This is a genomic window from Zhihengliuella alba, assembly GCF_039538765.1.
Taxonomy (GTDB): domain Bacteria; phylum Actinomycetota; class Actinomycetes; order Actinomycetales; family Micrococcaceae; genus Zhihengliuella; species Zhihengliuella alba.
This window is the reverse complement of sequence record NZ_BAABCJ010000005.1, coordinates 220,446-240,291: the sequence shown is the minus strand read 5'-3', so window position 1 is coordinate 240,291 and position 19,846 is coordinate 220,446. Positions and strand designations below refer to the sequence as shown.

Annotated in this window: 20 protein-coding genes; 9 read left to right on the top strand and 11 right to left on the bottom strand. The window is 72.9% G+C overall.

What is annotated here, in order from left to right; genetic code table 11:
* Positions 1 to 84: 84 nt before the first annotated feature.
* From ABD784_RS10685 to ABD784_RS10670, 4 genes are all read right to left on the bottom strand, one after another.
* Positions 85 to 576, bottom strand: a complete 492-nt coding sequence (locus ABD784_RS10685) for an FBP domain-containing protein (protein WP_344884143.1) — start codon at positions 574 to 576, stop codon at positions 85 to 87.
* On the bottom strand, positions 560 to 1,114 hold the full coding sequence (locus ABD784_RS10680) for a helix-turn-helix domain-containing protein (RefSeq protein WP_344884140.1): 555 nt from the start codon (positions 1,112 to 1,114) through the stop codon (positions 560 to 562). Before ABD784_RS10680 ends, ABD784_RS10685 begins: the two co-directional genes overlap by 17 nt.
* Positions 1,115 to 1,198: 84 nt before the next feature.
* Positions 1,199 to 1,897: a class I SAM-dependent methyltransferase gene (locus tag ABD784_RS10675; protein WP_344884136.1), complete on the bottom strand. Its 699-nt coding sequence runs from the start codon at positions 1,895 to 1,897 to the stop codon at positions 1,199 to 1,201.
* Between the two features lie 35 nt (positions 1,898 to 1,932).
* Positions 1,933 to 3,096 (bottom strand): lipid II:glycine glycyltransferase FemX, encoded by a 1,164-nt coding sequence (locus tag ABD784_RS10670; RefSeq protein ID WP_344884133.1) that lies wholly within the window; start codon positions 3,094 to 3,096, stop codon positions 1,933 to 1,935.
* Positions 3,097 to 3,245: 149 nt separating this feature from the next.
* On the opposite strand from ABD784_RS10670, the gene ABD784_RS10665 reads away from it, so the two are divergent.
* From ABD784_RS10665 to ABD784_RS10655, 3 genes are read left to right on the top strand one after another with little or no spacing between them, the layout of a single operon-like run.
* Positions 3,246 to 4,661: a DUF6421 family protein gene (locus tag ABD784_RS10665; protein ID WP_344884130.1), complete on the top strand. Its 1,416-nt coding sequence runs from the start codon at positions 3,246 to 3,248 to the stop codon at positions 4,659 to 4,661.
* Positions 4,658 to 5,386, top strand: coding sequence for an SDR family NAD(P)-dependent oxidoreductase (locus tag ABD784_RS10660; RefSeq protein ID WP_344884128.1), 729 nt, complete (start codon positions 4,658 to 4,660; stop codon positions 5,384 to 5,386). The genes ABD784_RS10665 and ABD784_RS10660 overlap by 4 nt, the downstream gene beginning before the upstream one ends.
* Entirely contained in the window at positions 5,383 to 6,444 is a 1,062-nt protein-coding gene (locus tag ABD784_RS10655; RefSeq protein WP_344884124.1) for a threonine aldolase family protein, read from the top strand. Before ABD784_RS10660 ends, ABD784_RS10655 begins: the two co-directional genes overlap by 4 nt.
* Positions 6,445 to 6,453: 9 nt before the next feature.
* Here the strand turns inward: ABD784_RS10655 and map are convergent, their stop codons facing one another.
* Positions 6,454 to 7,239, bottom strand: a complete 786-nt coding sequence (gene map, locus ABD784_RS10650; protein ID WP_344884121.1) for a type I methionyl aminopeptidase — start codon at positions 7,237 to 7,239, stop codon at positions 6,454 to 6,456.
* A 154-nt stretch (positions 7,240 to 7,393) separates the two neighbouring features.
* Here map and ABD784_RS10645 point away from each other — a divergent pair, with 154 nt between their 5' ends.
* The 3 genes from ABD784_RS10645 (at position 7,394) to ABD784_RS10635 (ending at position 10,483) form a co-directional block, all read left to right on the top strand.
* The gene (locus ABD784_RS10645; RefSeq protein ID WP_344884118.1) at positions 7,394 to 7,744 is read left to right on the top strand and encodes a metal-sensitive transcriptional regulator; all 351 of its coding nucleotides are present in this window, start codon (positions 7,394 to 7,396) and stop codon (positions 7,742 to 7,744) included.
* 39 nt (positions 7,745 to 7,783) lie between these two features.
* The gene (locus tag ABD784_RS10640) at positions 7,784 to 8,014 is read left to right on the top strand and encodes a heavy-metal-associated domain-containing protein (RefSeq protein WP_344884116.1); all 231 of its coding nucleotides are present in this window, start codon (positions 7,784 to 7,786) and stop codon (positions 8,012 to 8,014) included.
* A gap of 117 nt (positions 8,015 to 8,131) precedes the next feature.
* On the top strand, positions 8,132 to 10,483 hold the full coding sequence (locus ABD784_RS10635; RefSeq protein WP_344884113.1) for a heavy metal translocating P-type ATPase: 2,352 nt from the start codon (positions 8,132 to 8,134) through the stop codon (positions 10,481 to 10,483).
* A 57-nt stretch (positions 10,484 to 10,540) separates the two neighbouring features.
* On the opposite strand, the gene ABD784_RS10630 is transcribed toward ABD784_RS10635, so the two are convergent.
* Complete coding sequence (locus ABD784_RS10630) at positions 10,541 to 11,620, bottom strand: EamA family transporter (protein WP_344884110.1); 1,080 nt, start codon at positions 11,618 to 11,620, stop codon at positions 10,541 to 10,543.
* A gap of 139 nt (positions 11,621 to 11,759) precedes the next feature.
* Here ABD784_RS10630 and ABD784_RS10625 point away from each other — a divergent pair, with 139 nt between their 5' ends.
* The 3 genes from ABD784_RS10625 (at position 11,760) to mmuM (ending at position 14,946) form a co-directional block, all read left to right on the top strand.
* The gene (locus ABD784_RS10625; RefSeq protein ID WP_344884108.1) at positions 11,760 to 12,302 is read left to right on the top strand and encodes a CGNR zinc finger domain-containing protein; all 543 of its coding nucleotides are present in this window, start codon (positions 11,760 to 11,762) and stop codon (positions 12,300 to 12,302) included.
* Between the two features lie 152 nt (positions 12,303 to 12,454).
* On the top strand, positions 12,455 to 13,891 hold the full coding sequence (locus ABD784_RS10620; protein WP_344884105.1) for an amino acid permease: 1,437 nt from the start codon (positions 12,455 to 12,457) through the stop codon (positions 13,889 to 13,891).
* A gap of 98 nt (positions 13,892 to 13,989) precedes the next feature.
* Positions 13,990 to 14,946 (top strand): homocysteine S-methyltransferase, encoded by a 957-nt coding sequence (gene mmuM, locus ABD784_RS10615; protein WP_344884102.1) that lies wholly within the window; start codon positions 13,990 to 13,992, stop codon positions 14,944 to 14,946.
* A gap of 154 nt (positions 14,947 to 15,100) precedes the next feature.
* Here mmuM and ABD784_RS10610 read toward each other — a convergent pair whose 3' ends face one another.
* The 5 genes from ABD784_RS10610 to ABD784_RS10590 form a co-directional block, all read right to left on the bottom strand.
* Positions 15,101 to 15,700 (bottom strand): C40 family peptidase, encoded by a 600-nt coding sequence (locus tag ABD784_RS10610; RefSeq protein ID WP_344884099.1) that lies wholly within the window; start codon positions 15,698 to 15,700, stop codon positions 15,101 to 15,103.
* 323 nt (positions 15,701 to 16,023) lie between these two features.
* The gene (locus tag ABD784_RS10605; RefSeq protein ID WP_344884096.1) at positions 16,024 to 16,350 is read right to left on the bottom strand and encodes a hypothetical protein; all 327 of its coding nucleotides are present in this window, start codon (positions 16,348 to 16,350) and stop codon (positions 16,024 to 16,026) included.
* A gap of 42 nt (positions 16,351 to 16,392) precedes the next feature.
* Positions 16,393 to 16,971, bottom strand: coding sequence for a hypothetical protein (locus ABD784_RS10600; RefSeq protein WP_344884093.1), 579 nt, complete (start codon positions 16,969 to 16,971; stop codon positions 16,393 to 16,395).
* 23 nt (positions 16,972 to 16,994) lie between these two features.
* Positions 16,995 to 18,335 (bottom strand): MATE family efflux transporter, encoded by a 1,341-nt coding sequence (locus ABD784_RS10595; protein WP_344884090.1) that lies wholly within the window; start codon positions 18,333 to 18,335, stop codon positions 16,995 to 16,997.
* Positions 18,336 to 18,344: 9 nt separating this feature from the next.
* Complete coding sequence (locus tag ABD784_RS10590) at positions 18,345 to 19,616, bottom strand: MFS transporter (RefSeq protein WP_344884087.1); 1,272 nt, start codon at positions 19,614 to 19,616, stop codon at positions 18,345 to 18,347.
* Between the last annotated feature and the right edge of the window lie 230 nt (positions 19,617 to 19,846).

The following is a 19,846-nucleotide window of genomic DNA, read 5'->3' as shown; positions in this document are numbered from 1 at the left end:
ACCCCGCCCCGCGGGTCGGCGGGGTCCGGCCGACGCGGAGGTGCGGCGGCCACGAGATGGGCCGCAGCCGGGCACAGTCACCTGTCACCGGAGCACAGAGGCGGCGAAGGCGGCGGCCCGGTGCCGGAGTCCCTCGATCCGCTCGGCGATGAACGCCTCCATGTCGAATCCCTTGTAGGGCAGGGGAGGCCGTTTGCGCGCGTTCTCCGAACACGTGAAGTTCTCGCAGATCAGCGTGCCCACGGTGGAACCATCGCGACCCGCCTGCCCGGCTCGTCGTGCCACGTACAGGACGGCGGAGTCGGCCAGGTAGACGTCCTCGCACCACGCGCACATCGCCGCCCGGGCCCTGCCTCCGGGCACAGCTCCTGTCTGCAGGACCAACCCCACGGGTCCCTCGGATGTGGGGACGACCGCGAAGCCGCGCCGGGGATCCTGCCGGTCACGCCAGCCGAGGTACTCGAGCCGAGACCAGTCCAGCTGCCGCAGGCCGGGCGGCAGAGGGAGGTTGGCCGCATCCTTGCGCGAACAATTGACGAAGGACTTGCGGATCTCGTGATCACTGAGCGGATTCATCGGTGCTCTCCTCGAGCGGATCGGTATAGAGAACGGTCGCGAGCGACCTGCGGGGACGTGCGGTGCCGGCGGAACGGGCGTCGACCTCCGCGATCAGCGCTTGGATTCGCCGGCTGAGCTCCCGCAGCTGCTCGTCCGTGGCTCGGAAGGCGACGTGCCCGAAGCTGACCTCGTCAGCCTCCAGATGCTCGATTCGATCGTCGACACGCGCTGCCACGTCGGCAAGGAACGCCGTGAAGAGAGCGCGCCGCTGCCCGGGCGGCAGGCCCCGCATGCCGTCCTCCGAGATGAGCGCGGCCTCGCGGCCCAGGCGATAGGTCCGCTCGACCCCTCCGCGCACGGGACGCTCCCGGGCGACGGCCAGCGCTCCGCCGTCGTGAAGGGCTGCCACGTGCCGGTAGAGGCTCGCCGGCGGCACGTCCGGCAGCCGCGCGCGTAGCTCACCCGTCGTGAGCTCGCGACCACCCAGGAAGGACCGCAGGACCTGGAGGCGGACCGGGTGCATGACCAGTTCCGTGGGACTCGTTCGCTCCTGCATGTTGATTATCATAGCTGATAACCAATGAAGCGAGGCGCGTCGGTCCGGGGCCGACCCGCGCGGCAGGCGCCGCCAGCACCCCGTTCAGCGCGCCGTCCAGACCGTCCAGTGATCGGTCTCCCTGGGGCGGGCGGCGTCGGGGTACTTGGACGCGACGAAGTCGACCAGATCGGCGAGTTCTGCGTCGTCGAGCTCGTGGAGGATCGACCGGCCGGTCCGGGACCGCAGGTCCCCGGCCAGCTCGTCGACGGACGCGTACTCCCGTCTCACCTCCGCGAGGGCGTGCTGCCGGACGACGTCGAACCCCGCCTCCGCGAGCGCGGCCTGCAGGCCCTCGGCCCTGGGGCGCCGGGCCCGCTCGACCTCGAGCAGCCGCGGATAGCGCTCGAAGAAGTAGCCGCGCGGGTGCTCGGGCGAACCGGGACGGGCCACATCCGCCATCGTCCGGTCCTGGACGATCAGGGATCCGCCCGGCCGCAGGATCCGGCGCGCCTCGGCGAACACTGCCCGGAGGTCGGCCACATGGTGGATGAGGGCCCGTTGCAGCACCGCGTCGAAGGCGCCGGCCGTCAGCCCGGTGTCCGCGGCGTCGGCGACGACGAAGCGGAGGGCTCCGCCACCGGCACGGCTCCCACGGGCACGGCCAGGCGACGCTGCCCGCTCGCGCGCACCGGAGACCATGGCCGCCGAGCCGTCGACGCCGACGAACCCGGCCCACTCCCGGTCGGCGGTCCGCGCGGCGTAGGTGCGCCGGTTCCCCGGGTCGGCGAAGTCGATGCCCATGGGTGCTCCTGTCCGGCGCGCGCTCCGGCGGCGGTCTAGTGCCGGTCGCGCGCCTTCATGTAGAGGTCGAACGCCTTGGCGAGCGGCCGGTTCAGCGGATAGTCCCACTCGCCGAGGGTCTGCACGACGTCGCACCCCAGCGTGGTCTTGAAGAGCGTGAGCCCGGCCAGGTGGTGCTCCTTGTCCAGGGTGGCGGAGACGCCGCCGTGATCGAGGAAGGCGCAGCCGGCGGCCAGCGAGTCGGTGATCATGCGGTGGATGAGGGCCTTGGGCCCGAACAGCTTCCGCTCCGCCGACGACGACGCGCCGTAGACGTACCAGGACCCCTCGCCGGACTGGACGCGGACGGCGGAGGCCAGGTCCCGCCCCTCGTGCACGGCGAAGTACACGGTGCAGGTCCCCGGGGCGTGCGTGTTCAGCTCGTTGTACATGGTGGTGAAGTAGGACGCCGGCCGCCCGGTGAAGCCGTCCCGCTCGGCCGTCTCCTGGTACAGCGCGTGGAAGCGGGCGATGTCCTCCACCCCGCCGACCTGCACCTCCAGCGGCCCCGAGGCCGCCTTGCGGGTCTCGCGGCGGGCGTTCTGGTTCATGCCGGCGAGGACGCCGTCGACGTCGAGCGGCTCGCCGGCGGGGTCGCGCAGCGGGATCCGGGCCTGGAACTCGGGCTGACCGGCGGTGAAGTCCTCGCTGACCTCCGGCTTGGACCACCCGGCGGCCGCCAACTGGGCGGCCGTGAACTCCGCCTGCTGGTCGCTCTGGAACGCGGGCAGATCGCTCATGAGGGCGTAGGCGGGGCTGTCCTCGCCCTTCTTGCCGGACATCGCCTTGCGGACGTCGGCGGCGCGCCAGGCGTTGCGGACACCGGGCACGCCCATCCGGACCAGGAAGACCCCGCGCTGTCGCAGGTGGGCCAGGAGCGGAGCGGTGACCTCCGCCGTCGTATGGGCGGCCCAGTCGAGGACCGGGCCCTCGGGGATGTAGGCCAGCGTGCGCTTCAGGACCGGCAGGGGCCGGTGCAGCAGCTGGGCGCTGCCGACCTGCTCGCCGGCGGCGAACCAGCCGAGGTACTCGGGGCGCCACTCGCGCTTCACGCGCGCCCACGCCGGCAGCTGCAGGAAGCTGGCGCCGGGCCGGTCGGCGAGGAATGCACGGTGCTCGTCGGCGGTGATCGGACGGACGGAGAGCTGGGTGGCAGGCACGGCATTCAGCATAGCCCGGGCAGAACTTTCGGCCGGGACCCCCTAGCCTCGGTGCACTGAAGTAGCTACTCTGGTGTAAAAGGTTGCACTGGCACCGCGGACGCGGCGTCCACGCGAAGCCGCAACGATACGAACCGAAGGGAACAACGATGTTGACCACGGATACCACCCGCATCCCCGCCCAGGAGCTCCCGGGCCTGCCCGCTTGGAAGGACCTCAAGACGGCGGCCACCGCCCTGCAGCAGGTGCAGGTCAAGGACGGATCCATCCCGGAGCCCGCGGACCACGCCGCGGCCCGGGCCTGCATCGAGACGATCGTCGAGTCTATCGACCAGCTCCGCCCCCATCTGGAGCACGACGGCGAGTACCTGGGCCTGGTGCAGCAGGACCTGCGCCGCTGGGAGCAGGACGGCTTCGGCGTCCCGGACTTCCTCGACTCCCTGGTGGCGTTCCACCCGGAGCAGGCGCGCGTGGACGGGCTGCCACACCTGGTGCTGTTCCCGATGTACACGCAGAACGGCAGCACCAACCGGTTCGTCGAGGCCGTCCTGGTGCAGGTCATCTGGCCGGAGTTCATCGCCGACCTGGAGGCGGGCGACTACTCGAACAAGCTGTTCGTCCCGATCCGCTTCCTCGACTTCACGCCCGGCTACGACACCAACTCGGCCGTCCTGTTCCCGGAGAGCGTCGCGGTCCGCAGCACGCCGACGTTCACGTGGGGCGGCATCTTCGCCGACCGCGAGGCCGCCCGTTTCCGCCGCGTCCTGAAGGCCGCCGCCGACATCACCTCGCTGGAGCTGCCGCCGGGCGCCGACGAGCTCGCCGAGGACCAGCACCTGGCGGAGAAGACGTTCGTCATGTGGGACCTGATCCACGACCGCACCCACATGCGCGGGGACCTGCCGTTCGACCCGTTCATGATCAAGCAGCGCATGCCGTACTTCCTGTACTCGCTGGAGGAGCTGCGCTGCGACCTGACCGCCTTCCGCGAGTCGGTCCGGATCGAGCGCGACGAGAAGCGCGACGACGCCACGCGCCGTTACGCCAAGCTGGTCCAGTACGCGGTGATCTTCGACCGCATCTTCCGCTTCGCCGTCACCGGCAACCGGGTCCGGAACTACGACGGCCTGGGCGGCCAGCTGCTCTTCGCGTGGATGCACCAGCACCACGTCCTGCACTGGACCGACGGCGAGCTGAGCATCGACTGGGACGAGGTGACCGGCGTCGTCGTCGAGCTCGGCGCCCGGATCGAGGACCTGTACTGGCGCTCGATCGACCGCCCGAAGACGGCCCACTGGCTGGCCGCGTACCAGATGATCTCCGAGACCCTGACGCCCAACCCGGCCTCGGTGTGGGCGAAGGGCCCCGACGCGCTCCCGCTGGACGGCCCGCCGCGCGGCCTGACGGACCAGGTGCTCGACGACGAGTTCCCGCTCTCCATGTTCTACGAGGCCCTGGAGCGCAAGATCCGCCCGGTCATCGAGTCCACCTCCGGCATCACCGGCGAGTCCCCCGAGCTGGACGAGTCCTCGGAGCCGGGCGGCGCCGCGCGGGAGTCCGCATGAGCCGCACCGTGGTGATCGCGGGCGCGACCAGCGCATCCGGCGTCGCCGTCGCCACCGCCCTGGCCGAGGCCGGGATGCGCGTGGCGGCGGTGGGCAGCAGCGCCGGGCGCGTCGAGCCCGTCGCGGCACTGCACCCGCAGATCACCGGGTACGCGTGCGACCTCGCCGACCCCGACGCCGTCGCAGGCCTGGCCGACGCCGTGCGCGCCGACCACGGTCCCGTCGACGGGCTGATCCACCTGGTGGGCGGTTGGCGCGGCGGCAAGACGCTGGCGGACCAGTCGGACGAGGACTGGGACTTCCTGCACCGCCGGGTCCTGACCACGCTGCGCAATACCACCCGTACGTTCGACGCCGACATCGCCGCCTCCGACGCCGGCCGGGTCGCGATCGTCTCCGCCGAGTCGGCCGGCGCACCCACGGCGGGCGGGGCCAACTACGCCACCGCGAAGGCCGCCGCCGAGACCTGGACCCGCGCGGTGGCCCAGGGGTACGACGGCGGGCGTGCGGCCGCCGTCGTCCTGGTGGTCAAGGCGCTGGTCGACGCGGGCATGCGCGCCGCGCAGCCGGAGCGGCGCTTCCCCGGGTTCACCGACGTCGAAGTCCTCGGGGCCGCCGCGGTGCAGTTGTTCGAGCTCGACGCCGCGGAGATCAACGGACAGCGCCTGCGTCTGGGAACATCGTTGTCGACGGACCATTCCTCCGAGACAGGAGTCTTCGCATGACCTCGACCGCCACGGAACCCGCAGTGCTCGCCCAGCCGCGCGGCTTCGCCTCCGACAATTACGCCGGCGCCCACCCGGAGGTCCTCGCGGCCGTTGCCGCGGCCAACTCCGGCCACGCGACCGCCTACGGGGAGGACGGCTGGACGGCCCGCCTGCAGGACGTGGTGCGCGGCCACTTCGGCGAGCAGGCGACGGCCTTCCCGGTGTTCAACGGCACGGGCGCCAACGTCCTCTCGCTGCAGGCGCTGCTGCCCCGGTGGGGCGCCGTGGTCTGCGCGACCACCGCCCACATCAACGTGGACGAGAACGGCGCGCCGGAGCGCGTGGGCGGCATGAAGCTGCTGGCCGTGCCGACCCCGGACGGCAAGCTCACCCCCGAGCTCATCGACCGCGAGGCCTGGGGCTGGGGCGACGAGCACCGCGCCCAGCCGTTGGCCGTCTCCATCACGCAGACCACCGAGCTCGGCACCTGCTACACGCCGGAGGAGGTGCGCGCGATCGCGGACCACGTGCACGCCCGCGGCATGCGCCTGCACCTGGACGGTGCGCGCCTGTCCAACGCGGCGGCCCACCTGGGCGCACCGCTGCGCGCGTTCACCACGGACGCCGGGGTGGACGTCCTGAGCCTGGGCGGGACCAAGAACGGCATGCTGTTCGGCGAGGCCGTGGTCTGGCTGGGCGAGGACGATCCGGGCCTGCAGTACCTGCGCAAGATGGACATGCAGCTCGCCTCCAAGATGCGCTTCCTGTCCGCGCAGCTGATCGCCCTGTACGAGGGCGACCTGTGGCTGCGCTCGGCCGGGCACGCGAACCGGATGGCGCAGCGGCTCCGCGAGGGCCTGGAGGGCCTCGACGCCGTGACGCTGACGCAGCCGACGCAGTCCAACGGCGTGTTCGCCGTCCTGCCCGACGGCGCCGCGGACCGCGTGCGCGAGTCGTTCCGGTTCTACGACTGGGACCAGGAGACGGGCGAGGTCCGGCTCATGTGCTCCTGGGACACCACCGAGGAGGACATCGACGGCCTGGTCGGCGCCGTGAAGGCGGCCGTCGCGGGCTAGAGGGCCGCCCTAGGCAGCGGTCGGCGGCGTCGGGATCGTGAGGATCTCGGCGCCGTCGTCCGTGATGGCGACCGTGTGCTCGCTGTGCGCGGTCCGGCAGCCGGTGGCGCTGCGCAGCGTCCAGCCGTCGGGGTCCGTGACCAGCCGGGCGGTGTCCACCATGGCCCAGGGCTCGAGGGCGAGCATCAGGCCGGGCCGGAGCGTGTAGCCGCGGCCGGGGCGGCCGGTGTTCGGCACGTGCGGGTCCTGGTGCATAGTGGAGCCGATCCCGTGGCCGCCGAACTCCGTGTTGACCGGGTAGCCGGCCTCGCCGAGCACCGTGCCGATCGCGTGGGAGATGTCGCCGATGCGGGCCCCGGGGCGGGCTGCGGCGATGCCCGCCTCCAGCGCCCGCTCGGTGGTCTCGATGAGCGCCACGCTCTCCGAGGGCCGCGCGTCGCCCACGAGGAAGCTGATGGCCGAGTCCGCCGCGACCCCGTCGAGGACCACCGCGAGGTCGACCGTCAGCAGGTCGCCGTCGGCGAGCGCGTAGTCGTGCGGGAGGCCGTGGAGCACGGCATCGTTCACGGCCGTGCAGACGTAGTGGCCGAACGGGCCCCGGCCGAAGGACGGCTCGTAGTCGACGTAGCAGGAGCGGGCGCCGGCGGCGAGGATCATGTCCTTCACCCAGCGGTCGATCTCCAGGAGATTGGTGCCCACCCCCGCGCGGCTCCGGACGGACTGCAGGATGTCGGCGACCAGGCGGCCGGTGACCCGGGCGCGGGCCAGCTCGGCGGGGTTCAGGATCTCGATCACGCGGTGCTCCTCCAAGGGCGGTTCCAGTCCCCGCCACCCTATCTTTCCGCGGCGCCGACGACCTCGCCGCAGGGGCCAGCACCGGGAGCACTGTGGTCCCACATACCCCCAGGGGGTACTTGACACTGATACCCGGCAGGGGTATGTTGGCACCATGGAGACGACGACCACGGACACCACCACGCCCACCGGAACCGCGCAGGACGCCGGACCGCACGGCTACTCGGCGGACAAGGAGGCGCTGCTCAAGCGACTCCGCCGCATCGAGGGACAGGTCCGCGGGATCGCCCGCATGGTCGAGGAGGACACCTACTGCATCGACGTCCTCACGCAGGTCGCCGCGGTCAACGCCGCGCTGCACAAGGTGTCGCTGAACCTCGTGGAGGATCACATCGGCCACTGCGTGGTGGGCGCCGCGGAGCGCTCGCAGGCCACCGGTGACCCCAGCATCGTCGACGAGAAGGTCAAGGAGGCCTCCGCGGCCATCGGCCGTCTCCTGCGCTGACCCCCGAACCACCGACAGCACCACCACGAGGAGAACCCCATGAGCACCACCACCCTCACCGTCGATATCGCCGGCATGACCTGTGGCCACTGCGTCGCCTCCGTGACCGAGGAGATCGAGTCGATCGCGGGCGTCGAGTCGGTCGACGTCGACCTCAACGCCGGCGGCGTGTCCACCGCCCGCATCACCTCGGCCCGCGAGATCACCGAGGCCCAGGTCGGCGAGGCCGTCGCCGAGGCCGGCTACACCCTGGTCAGCAACAACGGCTGACCCGCTTCGCGGTGGGCCGGGCCCGCTCCGGGCCCGGCCGACTGCCACCTCCTTCCCTCCCCTGCCATCATCGCGCCCGCGCGGCGCGTCGATGCCCTCTGCCCACCGGGAGCCCACATGACCAGTCACCACACCACCCAGTCCAGTCCCTCCGGTGACACCGCCGCCGGCCCCACCACGCACGGCACGGACACCCGGGTCGTCGAGCTCTCGATCGACGGCATGACATGCGCGTCCTGCGTCCGCCGCGTGGAGCGCAAGCTCGGCAAGCTCGACGGCGTCGAGGCGACCGTGAACCTGCCGCTCGAGACGGCGCGGGTGACGGCCCCGGCCGGCCTGGCCACCGACGAGCTCATCCGCGCCGTCGAGGCCGCCGGGTACCGGGCGGAGGAGATCCGGCACGAGGGCGGCCACGAGCACGAGGACGTCCCCGCGGACGTCCTGCGCACCCGCCTGATCGTCGGGGCGATCTTCACCGTCCCCCTGTTCGTCATCTCCATGGTCCCGGCCGCCCAGTTCCCGCACTGGGGCTGGGTCGCCTTCGCGCTGGCCACCCCCGTGGCCCTCTGGTCCGGCTGGCCGTTCCACCGCGCCGCCGCCGTCAACGCCCGGCACGGAGCCTCCACCATGGACACGCTCGTCTCGATCGGCGTGCTGGCCGCCTACCTCTTCTCCGCCTGGCAGTTGATCAGCACGCCGGACCTCACCGCGCACGCCGGCGGCCAGATGGCCTCCATGGCCGATCACCAGCTGTACTTCGAGACGGCCGGCGTCGTCGCGACGTTCCTGCTGCTCGGCCGCTGGCTCGAGGCCCGGGCCAAGGCGCGCGCCGGCGATGCCCTGAAGTCGCTCCTGAGCCTGGGCGCCAAGGACGCGACCGTCCTGCGCCCCGGTCCGGACGGGCGCGAGCACGAAGAGCGGATCCCGGCCCAGGACCTCGTCCCCGGCGACGTGCTGGTGGTCCGCCCGGGGGAGAAGATCGCGACCGACGGCGAGGTGCTGGACGGTGCCTCCGCCGTCGATACGTCCCTCCTCACCGGCGAGTCCGTGCCGGTCGAGGTCGCACCCGGCGACGCGGTCACCGGCGCGACCATCAACGCCTCCGGGCGCCTGCTCGTGAAGGCCACCCGCGTCGGCAGCGAGACCACGCTGGCGCAGATGGGCCGCCTCGTGTCCCAGGCGCAGACGGGCAAGGCGCCGATCGCCCGCCTGGCGGACCGGATCTCGGGCGTCTTCGTCCCGATCGTCCTCGCGATCGCGCTGCTGACGTTCGCGCTGTGGCTGGTCCTGGCCGGCGACCTGCAGTCCGCCTTCACGGCCGCGGTCACGGTCCTGGTCATCGCCTGCCCGTGCGCCCTGGGCCTGGCGACCCCGGTGGGCCTGCTCGCCGGCACCGGCCGCGGCGCCCAGCTGGGCCTGCTGATCCGCGGACCGGAGGTCCTCGAGGACACCCGGCGCGTCGGCACCGTGGTCCTCGACAAGACGGGCACAGTCACGGCCGGCCAGCTCGAGGTCACGGGGGTCCACGCCTTCGGCCCCGCGGAAGACGGCCCGGCGTCCGACGACGACGCCCGCCGGCAGGTGCTTCTCCTCGCCGGGGCGGCCGAGTCGGGCTCCGAGCACCCGATCGCCCAGGCGATCGTCGACCACGCCCGCGAGGTGGCCGGCTCCCTGCCGGACGTCCGGGACTTCGCCTCCTCCGCCGGCGGCGGCGTCCGCGCGGGCGTCGAGGGGACGGCCGTCGTCGTGGGGCAGGCCGCGTGGCTGGCCGAGAACGGCGTCAACGTCCCCGCGGAGGTCCGGGACCGGCTGCGCGCCGCCCAGGACTCCGGCTCCACCGCGGTCCTCGTCGGCACCGCCGGAACGGACGCCGGCGCGGGCCGGGCGACCGGGATGCTCGAGCTGCGCGACACCGTCAAGGACGGCTCCGCGGCGGCGATCGCCCGCCTGCGGGAGCTGGGCCTGCGCCCGGTCCTGCTCACCGGCGACAACCCCGGCGTGGCCCGGCAGGTCGCCGCCGAGGTGGGCATCGATCCGGACGACGTCTACGCGGGGGTCCTGCCCTCCGGCAAGGTCGACGTGGTGAAGGAGCTCCAGGCGGACGGCGCCGCGGTCGCCATGGTGGGCGACGGAGTCAACGATGCGCCCGCGCTGGCGACGGCCGACCTGGGCATTGCGATGGGCTCCGGTACCGATGTGGCCATCGAGGCGGCGGACATCACCGTGATGGGCAGCCATCTGGGCCAGGTGGTGCAGGCGATCGAGCTCTCGCGGGCGACCCTGCGGACCATCAAGACCAACCTGTTCTGGGCCTTCGCGTACAACACACTGGGCATCCCGGTGGCGGCGTTCGGATTGCTGAACCCGATGATCGCCGGGGCCGCCATGGCCGCGAGCTCCGTCCTGGTGGTCCTGAACAGCCTCCGGCTGCTGCGCTTCGGCCGCCGGGCCGCCGGGCCGGAGGAGTAGCCCCACCGCCCCGGCAGGTCGGTCGGGCAGATCAGTCGGGAAGGTCGGTCCGGCAGGTCAGTCCGCGGGACCGGGGCGCGACGGCACGATCGGGATCGGCGCCGTCGCCTCGGGTCCGCTGAGCAGCGGGTCCGGGCCCTCCGGCTCGCCGGCGGCCCGGGCCCGGCGCAGCTCGTCGGTGCGGACCAGCAGCACCCCGCCGACGATGCAGACGCCGCCGAGGATCTGGATGAGCGCCGGGACCTCCGCGAGCAGCAGCCAGGCCCAGAGCACCGCGAACATCACCTCGGTGAGGGCGATGAACGAGGCCAGCGTGGCGCCGAGGAGGCGGGCCGCGATGATGCCGGAGACATAGGCCAGCACCGCGGCGACGACGATGAGTCCGGCGAGGGCGACCCACCAGGGGGTCTGGAAGCCGCTGAACTCGACCATCCCGAAGGTGGCGCGCAGGGGGATGAGTCCCACCGCGCCGAGGCCGAACATGAGGCAGGCGCCCAGGAACAGGCCGCCGGTGGTCAGGACCAGCGGGTGCAGGGTGTCGTTCTGCTGGGCGCTCACCACGAAGTACACCGCGAGGCCCACCGCCGCGGCGAGTCCCCAGAGGACGCCCGCCGGGTGCACGGATTGCGAGCCGGTCACGTCCAGGACCAGGACGAGGCCGGCCACGGCCAGGAGCACTCCCCCGGCCCGCATCAGCCGGGGCCGCTGGCGCGTCACCGCCCAGGAGGTGAGGACGATCAGCACCGGCGCCATGTACTCCAGGAGCAGGGCGACCGAGACATCCAGGTACTGCACGGCCTGGAAGTACGCGAACTGGCAGACGGCCACGCCGAAGACGCCGAAGAGGACCACGGGCTTCCAGTTGCTGGCGAGCGAGCGCCACTGGCCGCGCAGCACGAACAGCGTCGGGACCAGGAGCAGTGCGGCGGCCCCGAGCATCCGGGCACCGACGGCCGCGCCGCTGGTCCACCCGGCGTCGAGCAGGGGCTTGGCGAAGGCGCCCGACGTCGCGAACACGGCCGCGCTCAGCAGCGCCACCCAACCCCCGGCCATCGTCGGCCGGCGCGGCGCCAGGGCGGCGCCGGCCGCCGCGTCCTGCCCCGCCGTACCGGACGCCAGCCCGCTCTGCTGCTCCACAGCTCCTCCTCGATCCCGAGCCACCGCTCGGCTGCTCCCCTGCCACTCCGCCACGAGGGCGGCATCCGGTCAGGGGTGAAATGAATTAGACTCCTGACAGTCGATGATACGCGTACGCCACCGGAGGTTCACAACCGTCATGCATTTTGCCCCTGACACGCTGCTGTCGCTGAGGACGGCCGTCCACCTGGTCAACACGGCCGCAGGCCCGGGCGACCAGCTGCGGACCATGGCCGATCTGGACCACTTCCTGCAGCAGGAGGACTTCACCGGCTCACGGACGCGGACGGTGGGAGAGCTGCGCGAGGTCCGCCACCTCCGGACCGTCTTCCGGACCCTCTGGACGGCGGACGAGGACCGCGCCGTCGAACTGGTGAACAACATCCTGCGCAACGCGCGCGCCCTGCCGCAGCTCGTCAAGCACGACGGATGGGACTACCACCTGCACGCCACGACCCCCGAGGCGCCGCTGGCCGAGCGCATCGCCGTGGAGATCGCCCTGGCCGTGCTGGACGTGATCCGCGGCGGCGAGCTGGAGCGCCTGCGGGTGTGCGCGGCGCAGGACTGCGAGGCCCTGCTGCTGGACGAGTCCCGCAACCGGTCCAAGCGGTTCTGCAGCACCGGCAACTGCGCCAACCGCGAGCACGTCCGCGCCTACCGGGAGCGCAGGGCCCGCGCCTAGCCGTGCCCGGCCGCACCGCTGACATCATCCGACACGCCCGCACGCCGCGGGCGGGGCCGCCGGTAGAGTCCGAGCTGCATTTCCCGCACCCCACCGCCCGGACGGCCGCACCGTCGTGCCCCGGCGGGATACGTCGACCGCCAGGAGGCCCCTTGGAACACGCTTCGCCCGCCCTCGCGGCACCGGCCCGGACCTCCCCGGATGAGCCGGCGACGGGCCTGCGGCGGTCGCTCGGCCCGCGGCACCTGGTCATGATCGCGATGGGCGGCGTGATCGGCTCGGGGCTCTTCGTCAGCTCCGGCTACACGATCTCGCAGGCCGGCCCCCTCGGCGCCGTGATCGCGTACCTGATCGGCGCGTTCGTGGTCTACCTGGTGATGTCCTGCCTCAGCGAGCTCGCGGTCGCCTACCCCGTCTCCGGCGCGTTCCACGTCTACGCCACCCGCTCGATCGGCCCGGGCACGGGCTTCGCCACCGCCTGGCTCTACTGGCTGACCTGGGCGGTCGCCCTCGGCTCCGAGTTCACGGCGGCGGGCCTGCTGATGCAGCGCTGGTTCCCGGGCGTCGACGTCTGGGTCTGGTGCCTGGTCTTCGCGGGCCTGCTCTTCGGCCTCAACGCGGTCTCGTCGAAGTTCTTCGGCGAGGCCGAGTTCTGGTTCGCCCTCGTCAAGGTCGCCGCGGTGATCGGGTTGATCGTGCTCGGCGGTGCCGCACTCCTCGGCTTCCGCCCGCTGAGCGAGGGCGGCGACCACCCTTTCCTCCTCGAGAACTTCCAGACCACCGCCGGCCTCTTCCCGAATGGCTTCACGGGCGTCCTAATCACCACCCTCGCGGTCTTCTACGCGTTCTCCGGCTCGGAGCTGATCGGCGTCGCCGCGGGCGAGACCAGGGATCCGGCCACCAGCATCCCCCGGGCCATGCGCAGCACCGTGATCCGGCTCCTGATCTTCTTCGTCGGCGCCATCGCCGTCATCGCGGCGACCGTCCCGTACCAGGAGGTCGGTGTGGACGAGAGCCCCTTCGTGACGGTCTTCTCGACCATCGGCATCCCGTGGGCGGCGGACCTGATGAACTTCGTCATCATCACGGCGCTGCTCTCCGCCGGCAACAGCGGCCTGTTCTCCTGCGCCCGGATGCTCTACTCGCTCGCCGATGAGGGCCAGGCTCCCGCCGCCCTGCGCCGGGTCACCCGGCGGGGCATCCCCCTGGTGGCGCTCTCGGTCAGCATGCTCGGCGGCCTCGCCTCCCTGGTCAGCAGCGTCGTCGCCCCGGAGACGGTCTTCCTGGTCCTCGTCTCGATCTCGGGCTTCGCCGTCGTCGGGGTCTGGATGTCCATCACCGCCTCCCACTTCTTCCACCGCCGCGCGTTCCTCCGCGCCGGTGGAGACGTGGCCGGCCTGCCGTACCGGTCGCCCCTCTTCCCCGTGGTCCCGATCCTCGGCTTCACCCTCTGCCTGGTCTCGATGATCGGCATCGCCTTCGATCCCACGCAGGTCGCGGCCCTGTACTTCGGCATCCCGTTCGTCGCGGCCTGCTACGCGTACCACCACTACCGGATCGCGCCCCGCCAGCGGATGCGGTCCGCGTAGGCGCCCGCTGCGGCCGTCTCCCCGGCCGCGGCTCCCGCTCCCCGCCCGGGCGCGCTCCCGCCGCCCGGCTCCAGCACCGACATCCCGGAGGTCATCCGATGCCCCGCAGCAATAGCCTGTCCCGCCTGCTCGCCGCCGGCGAGGACCTGGCGGTGGACGGCGCGCTCGCCACCGAACTGGAGCGGCACGGCTGCGACCTCGCGGACCCGCTGTGGTCCGCCAAGGTCCTCCTCGAGCAGCCGCACCTGATCGAACGGGTCCACCGCGAGTACTTCGCGGCCGGCGCCCGAATCGCCATCACGGCCAGCTACCAGGCGACGCCGCAGGGCTTCGCGCAGCGCGGCATCGGCCACGCGGCGGCTCTGGACCTGGTCGCCTCGAGCGTGCACCTCGCCGACGCAGCCCGCACGGCCCACGCGTCAGGGCACGCGGGATCCGCGGCGCTCGTCGTCGCCGGCTCGGTGGGGCCGTACGGCGCCTATCTGGCCGACGGGTCGGAGTATCGCGGCGACTACCGGCTGGACCGCGAGGCGTTCAAGGACTTCCACCGTCCGCGCATCGAGGCGCTCGTCGCCGCGGGCGCCGATGCCCTCGCCTGCGAGACCCTGCCCTCCGCCGCGGAGGCCGCAGCCCTGCTGGACCTGGTGGCGGAGTACGGCGTCGAGGCGTGGTTCTCGTTCACGCTGCGGGACGGGGGACGCATCAGCGACGGGACGCCCCTGGACGAGGTGGCCGCACTCTGCTCGGCGGAGCGGCGGGTGGCCGCCGTTGGGGTGAACTGCGTTCCGCTGGAGCTGGTCACCCCGGCGCTGACGGCGCTGCGTGCGGCGACCGATCTGCCGCTCATCGCCTACCCGAACTCGGGCGAGGAGTACGACGCCGCGACGAAGACCTGGTCCCCCGCGCCGGCGACGACGTCCACGGGAGCGGAGCTCGCCGGGCCCGCGGACGGCGTCGCAGAGTGGAGGGCGCTCGGTGCCCGGCTCATCGGCGGCTGCTGCCGGACGACCCCGCAGGACATCGCGGCAGTGGGCGCGGCGATCGCCGGCCACTAGCCAGACCCTGGGTCGCCCCTGAGTCGACCCGCCCCCGCGATGCGGCGAGGGACGGGCGCCGTGAGACAGGGCGCAGTGGGACAGGGCGCAGTGGCGAAGGGCGGCCCACAGCCTCAGCCGTGGGCCGCCCTTTCGCGGTGGACGAGCTGCCGCGTCAGTAGCGGCCGGCGACGTCGAGCATGTTGGCCGGGTTGTAGTTCACATCGGTCACGGCGACGCCCATCTCGGCGTTGCGCGCGTGGGCGATCTGGCCGTCGCCGATGTACAGAGCCACGTGGTAGATGCCCTCGGCGGTGCCGTCGTTGGACCAGAAGACGAGGTCGCCGACCTGGAGCTGGTCGAGCGAGACGTGCTCGCTGGCCGCGGCGAACTGGTCGCTGGAGGTGCGCGGCGCCTCGATGCCGGCCTCGGCGAGGGCGCCCTCCGTGAAGCCGGAGCAGTCGTACTTGGACGGCCCGGTGCCGCCCCAGCCGTAGTAGATCCCGGGATCGTTGGCCTTGTCCACCGCCCACTGGGCGGCGTGCTGCCACGCCGCGTCCGCGGAGTCGGCAGCGGCTGGCTCGGCGTAGCTCGCCTGCTCCACGGACTGTTCGGTGGAGCCCGTCTCGTGGGCCGAGGCCGGTGCCGGCCCGGCGAGGGCGGCGCCGGCGATGGTGAGGACGCCGGCCGCCCCGAGCGCCAGGGAGCGCAGGCGGTGGCGCGGGGACAGGGCGTCCCCGGTCGGCGTATGGGCGTCATGGAAGAAGTGGGACATTGGGATTACCTTGATAGACGGCGGTCGAGCGCTCCGGCCCAGCGACGCAGAGGTGCCCCGCAGAGGCGCCTCAATCCCCAACCCTGTTACCGGAACGTTATTCGACGATACAGGTTCGTTATCAAACCGCAACCTTTACACGTCCGAGGTGCGACGACGCCTCGCCCGGCCCGAACGTGCCCCGGGACGACGGAAGGCCGCTCTGGGGCGGCCTTCTGCGAGGTCGTTCGCGGTCCGGTCACGGAGCGCGCCCGGCCCGTCGGAGGGGGTGTCGGCTCTGTCGTCGGGGGCGGTCCTTGGCGCGTCCGCGGCCCGCCGTGGAGCTAGTGGCCCTTCTTCTGGCCGTACTCGCCGCCGCGCTTGTCCGCGGCCCTGCGGTCCGGGTGCTTCGACGAGCGGTTGACGCCGGAACCGGTGCCGAGGTCGGTGTCGTTCTCCCGCCCCGCCATGATCATCAGGGAGATGACCACCAGGGAGACGATGAAGGCCACGCCGAAGGCGATGAGGCCGATGTCGAGCCGGAGGCCGTTGTCCGTACCGCCGGCGGCTGCGAAGGTGGCGACCGCGCCGGCGATCAGGGCCATGACCAGGGAGAAGACCAGGGGTGCCTTGATGCCCTGCTGCCACGGCGCTTTGGGCTTGTTGGCCACGGGGAATGCCTCCAGAAAAAGGGGTTGCTGAACGGATCCAGTCTACCGGTCGCCCGAGGCGACTCCACCTCGGCGGCGGGCATCGAAGAGCAGGCCGAACGCGGCGATCAGCGTGAAGACGGCCACGATGATCTGTCCGCCGCCGGCGATGCCGAACACGCCGTGCGCGTCGAGCCCCGGGATGATGAACAGGCCCGCGCCGATCCCGATCTCCACGACGGCCGGCACCAGCCAGTCCCGCGCGGGCCCGAAGGTGGTGCGCAGCCGGAACCACGCGAGCAGCTGCAGCAGCCCGCCGAGGATCCACGCCAGCCCACCGGCCCAGACCAAGCCGTCGACGCTGCCCAGCAGCACCAGGGCGATGGCCCCGACCAGCCAGGAGACCACCACGAGGGCCCAGTAGGCCTTCGCCGCGGGCGGCGTCTCCTCCAGCATGGCCATCCGCCGCACGGACACCCCGGTGGCCACCAGGAACAGCGCGACGATCCAGCTCAGGGTGTCGGCGGGCGGGTCCGCCCAGAACACGCTGGTCAGGCCGAACGCCGCGGCGAGCAGGCCGCGGTAGAGCGTCGGCTTCCAGACGGAGGCGGCGAGATCGGCGGGGATGGGGGTGGCAGGCACGCTACGAGTCTAGGCGTTGCCGCCTACGCTGCTCCCACCCGCATCCACGCGTCGTTGCGCACCCGCCAGACCAGCGTCACCGCGCGGGCGCAGATGTAGCCGACGCCGAACGCCAGCCACAGCGCCAGGATCGGCTGCGCCACGTCCGCCACCGCGGCGAGGGCCAGCAGGGGTGCGTAGAGGCCGAACGCCACCAGCCCGGCGAGCGCCAGGTAGCGCGCGTCGCCGGCGCCGATCAGGACGCCGTCGAGCACGAAGACCAGCCCGCACACCGGCTGCGACGCGGCGAGGACCCACAGGCCCACGGTGGCGGCGCGGGCGACGTCCTGGTCCTGCGTGAACAGCCAGGGCACCCACGGCGCGGCGACCGCCAGCACGGCGCCGGTGACGAGCCCGAAGAGGACGCCCCAGCGCATCATGGTGCGGGTGAGCTCGTGGGCCACGTCGGTCCGGCCCGCGCCGAGCTCCTTGCCGATGAGCGCCTGCGCGGCGATCGCGAGCGCGTCGAGCGCGAAGGCGAGGAACGTGAAGAGGGTGAAGACCAGCTGGTGCCCGGCCAGCGTGACCGCGCCCTGCGCCGTGGCCACCCAGACGGTGGCGAGGATCGCGACGCGCAGGCTGACGGTGCGCAGCATGAGCCAGGAGCCCACCTGCGCCATGGCGATCATGCCCGCGGCGTGCGGGCGCAGCCGGACGCCCTCGGCGCGGGCGCGCGGCACCAGCAGCGCCAGGTAGACCGCCGCCATGGCCCACTGGACCACGGAGGTGCCGATCGCACTGCCGGCCACGGACAGTCCCGCCCCGTAGACCAGGAGCCAGTTCAGGCCGATGTTCGCCCCGAAGCCGACCGTCGCGACGAGCAGCGGCGTACGCGTGTCCTGCAGGCCGCGCAGCACGCCGGTGGCGGCGAGGACCAGGAGCATCGCCGGCAGCCCGGGCATGGACCAGCGGATGTAGTCGACGGCGAATCCGGCCACCTCGCCCGTGCCGCCCATGGCGGCCACGAGGCCGGGCGCCGTGAGCCACCCGGTCACCGCGAGGACGATCCCGAGCGCCACGGCGAGCCAGACGCCGTCGCGCCCGGCGGCGAACGCGTCGGGGAGGCGCCCGGCGCCCACGTGCCGGGCCACGGCCGGCGTGGTGGAGTACGCGAGGAAGATCAGGAGTCCGACGCCGGTGCTCACCACGGTGACGCCGAGTCCGGCGCCGGCGAGCTCGGGCACGCCCAGGTGGCCGACGATCGCGGTGTCCGCGGCGAGGAAGAGGGGCTCGGCGATCAGGGCGCCGAGGGCGGGGATCGCGAGGGCGAGGATGGCGCGGCCGAGGTCGCGGCGCGGCTGCGTGGCGGGCTGGGAGGCAGTCACCGCATCAGCCTAGCGGCGGTCGGCGTCCCGGCGCTCCCGGCCGGCTCCGGGCTGGCCGCGCAGGGTGTGCGCGGCCCACGCTGCGGCCGTCAGGGCCAGGGCGCCCACCGCGGCGACGACGCCGGGCCAGCCGAAGGGCGCGAACAGCAGGCCCACGGCCCAGCCGAAGAGGCTGGACCCGCCGTAGTACCCGAGGTTGTAGAGGCTGGTGGCCTGGGCGCGGCCCTGCGGGGCGAACGCGGAGATCCAGCCCGTCGCCACCGAGTGGGCCACGAAGAACCCGGCCGTCAGCAGCAGCATGCCGACGACTATCGCGGGCAGCCACCCGACCAGCGTGAGCAGGAGGCCGGCGGCCATGACGGCCGTGCCGCCCAGCAGGGTGCGCAGGCGCCCGAAACGGCGGACCGTGCGGCCGGCGCGGCTCGAGGACCAGGTGCCGGCCAGGTAGGTGACGAAGATGAACGCGGTCAGCTCCGGCGGCACGTTCAGCGGGCGGTCCTCGAGCCGGAAGCCCAGGTAGTTGTAGACCGCCACGAAGCCGCCCATGAGCAGGAACGCCTGCCCGTAGAGGGCCAGCAGCCGGCGGTCGCGCACGACGGCGCCCAGTCGCCCCACGAAGGAGAGCCCCGGGTCCGCGTCGGCGCGGGAGGCGGGCAGGAAGCCGCGCGGGCGGGGCGCGGCCCGCAGGCAGACGAGCGTCGCCACCGCGGCGAGCACGGTGACCGCCCCGACCCCCAGACGCCAGGAGACCAGTTCGCCGATCGGCCCGGCCAGCAGGCGGCCGGACAGCCCGCCGACGGTGTTCCCGGCGACGAAGAGCCCCGCGGCCACGGCGACGGCCGAGCGGCTCAGCTCCTCGGACAGATAGGCCATGGCGGTCGCGGGCACCCCGGCGATCGCGGCCCCCTGCGCGAACCGGGCCACCAGCAGCCACGAGTAGTCCGGGGCCAGGCAGACGCCCACACCGATGACCACCGAGGCGGTGAGCGCAGCGAGCAGGGTGGTCCGCCGCCCCAGCCGGTCCGCGACGGCGCTCCACGGGAGGACCGCGCAGGCGAGCCCGGCCGTCGCGGCCGAGACGCTGAGCGCGGCCCGGGCCTCCGAGATCTCGAACTCGCGGGCCATCGCGGGAAGCATGCTCTGCGTGGCATACAGCTGGCAGAACGCCGCGACGCCCGCGGCGAACAGGGCCACGATGACGCGCCGAAAGGCGGCGGTCCCGGGGAGGTGGCCCTCCCAGCCGGGCCCGGAGTCGGAGGGAACCACGCCGCTGTCTGCCACGATCACAGCCTAAGCCGCCCCGCGACCTGATCGCTCCCGCCGCACAGGTCGGCCTCGACGCGGCGGGGACTGCGCCCCCGCGGCGCACGCCCGGGCGGGGACGGGCGGGGACGGACGTGTCGGGACGGATGGACCCCGGGCCGCCATCGCCGGGGACGAATCGTCCCGGAGCGGACGCGACGCTCCGCGCCTATGCTGAGCGGAGCACGCAATGGCAGAAGAGAGCGCCA

Excerpts from the sequence above, each read along its gene's own strand:
- ABD784_RS10685 (WP_344884143.1), bottom strand. The coding sequence starts at position 576 with ATGAATCCGCTCAGTGATCACGAGATCCGCAAGTCCTTCGTCAATTGT.
- ABD784_RS10660 (WP_344884128.1), top strand. The coding sequence starts at position 4,658 with ATGAGCCGCACCGTGGTGATCGCGGGCGCGACCAGCGCATCCGGCGTC.
- ABD784_RS10635 (WP_344884113.1), top strand. The coding sequence starts at position 8,132 with ATGACCAGTCACCACACCACCCAGTCCAGTCCCTCCGGTGACACCGCC.
- mmuM (WP_344884102.1), top strand. The coding sequence starts at position 13,990 with ATGCCCCGCAGCAATAGCCTGTCCCGCCTGCTCGCCGCCGGCGAGGAC.
- ABD784_RS10645 (WP_344884118.1), top strand. The coding sequence starts at position 7,394 with ATGGAGACGACGACCACGGACACCACCACGCCCACCGGAACCGCGCAG.
- ABD784_RS10655 (WP_344884124.1), top strand. The coding sequence starts at position 5,383 with ATGACCTCGACCGCCACGGAACCCGCAGTGCTCGCCCAGCCGCGCGGC.
- ABD784_RS10610 (WP_344884099.1), bottom strand. The coding sequence starts at position 15,700 with ATGTCCCACTTCTTCCATGACGCCCATACGCCGACCGGGGACGCCCTG.
- ABD784_RS10640 (WP_344884116.1), top strand. The coding sequence starts at position 7,784 with ATGAGCACCACCACCCTCACCGTCGATATCGCCGGCATGACCTGTGGC.
- ABD784_RS10625 (WP_344884108.1), top strand. The coding sequence starts at position 11,760 with ATGCATTTTGCCCCTGACACGCTGCTGTCGCTGAGGACGGCCGTCCAC.
- ABD784_RS10665 (WP_344884130.1), top strand. The coding sequence starts at position 3,246 with ATGTTGACCACGGATACCACCCGCATCCCCGCCCAGGAGCTCCCGGGC.
- ABD784_RS10680 (WP_344884140.1), bottom strand. The coding sequence starts at position 1,114 with ATGCAGGAGCGAACGAGTCCCACGGAACTGGTCATGCACCCGGTCCGC.
- ABD784_RS10675 (WP_344884136.1), bottom strand. The coding sequence starts at position 1,897 with ATGGGCATCGACTTCGCCGACCCGGGGAACCGGCGCACCTACGCCGCG.